The organism is Arthrobacter sp. Hiyo1 (assembly GCF_001263615.2).
Lineage (GTDB): Bacteria > Actinomycetota > Actinomycetes > Actinomycetales > Micrococcaceae > Arthrobacter.
Genome location: NZ_DF952469.1, coordinates 77,487 through 79,083 on the forward strand (window position 1 = coordinate 77,487; position 1,597 = coordinate 79,083).

Annotated in this window: 1 protein-coding gene; it reads right to left on the reverse strand. The window is 67.3% G+C overall.

What is annotated here, in order from left to right; all coding sequences use genetic code 11:
* Positions 1 to 154 precede the first annotated feature (154 nt).
* Positions 155 to 1,597 (reverse strand): molybdopterin-dependent oxidoreductase (locus tag AHiyo1_RS04980; protein WP_059387813.1); only part of this gene is annotated, 1,443 nt, incomplete at its 5' end.

Here is a 1,597-nt window from a genome sequence, read left to right on the forward strand (position 1 = left end):
CCGGCCGAGCGCCCCCATCAGCGGAAGCTCCTCGGTGCCCTTCGTGTCCGCGAGGCCGGACAGCAGCTCCTGGACGGCTTGGCGGTGTGCTGCGACGGATCGTGCCACGAGGGTTCCTCCCGGATTGGTTCGCTCAGACTTTCACAGCCTAATGTCAGTTGGCGGTGACATGGATGGTGTGGAACCCCGTGGCGCCGTCCGGGGCGACGGGAGTTTGGGCTTCGGGCTGCGGCGTACCCGTGGCATCGGTGGCACGGACCTGGACTTCATGGTTCCCGGAGCCCAGCTCAAGGCCCAGCTGCCATTGGTACCACGTATCCGACGAGATCCCGGGCGCGAGCTTGGCTTCCTGCCACTTGCCGCGGTCGACGCGCAGCTCCACCCGGGAAACGCCGCGGTGTTGAGCCCACGCGACACCGCCGAACTGGACCGTTCCCGCCTTTACTGAGCGGCCGTCCCGGGGCACGTCGATGCGCGACTGGGTCTTGATGGGACCGTGGTCGCTCCAACCGCGAGGGACCCAGTAGCCCTGATCGTCGGCGAAACGCGTCACCTTCAGTTCGGTCAGCCATTTGGTGGCCGAAACATAGCCGTAGAGGCCCGGGACGACCATCCGGACGGGGAAGCCATGCTCCAGCGGCAGGGGTTCGCCGTTCATTCCGACGGCGAGGATCGCGTCCCGATTGTCGGTGAGCGCCTCGAGGGGGGTTCCGGCGGTCCAGCCGTCAGTGCTGCGGGAGAGCACCATGTCCGCACCGGGCTTCGGTCCGGCCATGGCGAGGAGTTCGCGGACCGGCCAGCCCAGCCAGAGGGCGTTGCCGATCAGGTCTCCGCCGACTTCATTGGATACGCACGCGATGGTCACGTGACGCTCGATCATCGGCTTCGTCAGCAGGGTGGCGAAATCCAAGGTGACTTCGCGTTCCACCAGGCCAGTCACCTTGAGGGTCCAGTCCGGCGGATTCACGGCAGGCGGGATCAGCGCGGTGTCGATCCGGTAGAAGTCGGGGTTCGGCGTGACGAGCGGCTGCAGGCCCGCCAAGGTGAGGGCGGCGCCGTCGGGAACCTTTTGCGGGGGCGTCACCGGGGCAGGAAGCGCCACCCCGCGGCGGAAATCGGATGCCACCGTTCCCGCCCTCCGCACGAGGGTCGTGACGATCCCCGCCGCCGCCGCTGCTATCGCGGTTCCACCCAGCAATTGCATAAAGCTTCGGCGCGCCAAGGGCATGTCGCTTGCAACGGGCACGGGTCGCCAGGTTTCCAGCCGCTGGATCAGGAGCCGGAGGAAAAGCATGGTGACGATCGTGGCCACGACGGGGGCAATTGCGGCTGTCGGCGCGGCTTGGGCACGGGTCAGCACTGCAGCCAGCCCCGCAGCTCCAGCGAGCAAGGCGAGCGCCAGCCCCGCTCCTTTTCGCCGATACTCCAGCAGTCCTGCTACCGCGGCAAGGACCAAGGTCACCAGGGCGATGCTGACAATCAGGGCAAGTTTGTCGGCGGTGCCGAAAAGGTTGACGGCCAGTTCCTTGGCCCAACCCGGCACGGCGTCGATGACCACACCGCCCAACGCGGTGACCGGTGAAACGGACGGGCTCAG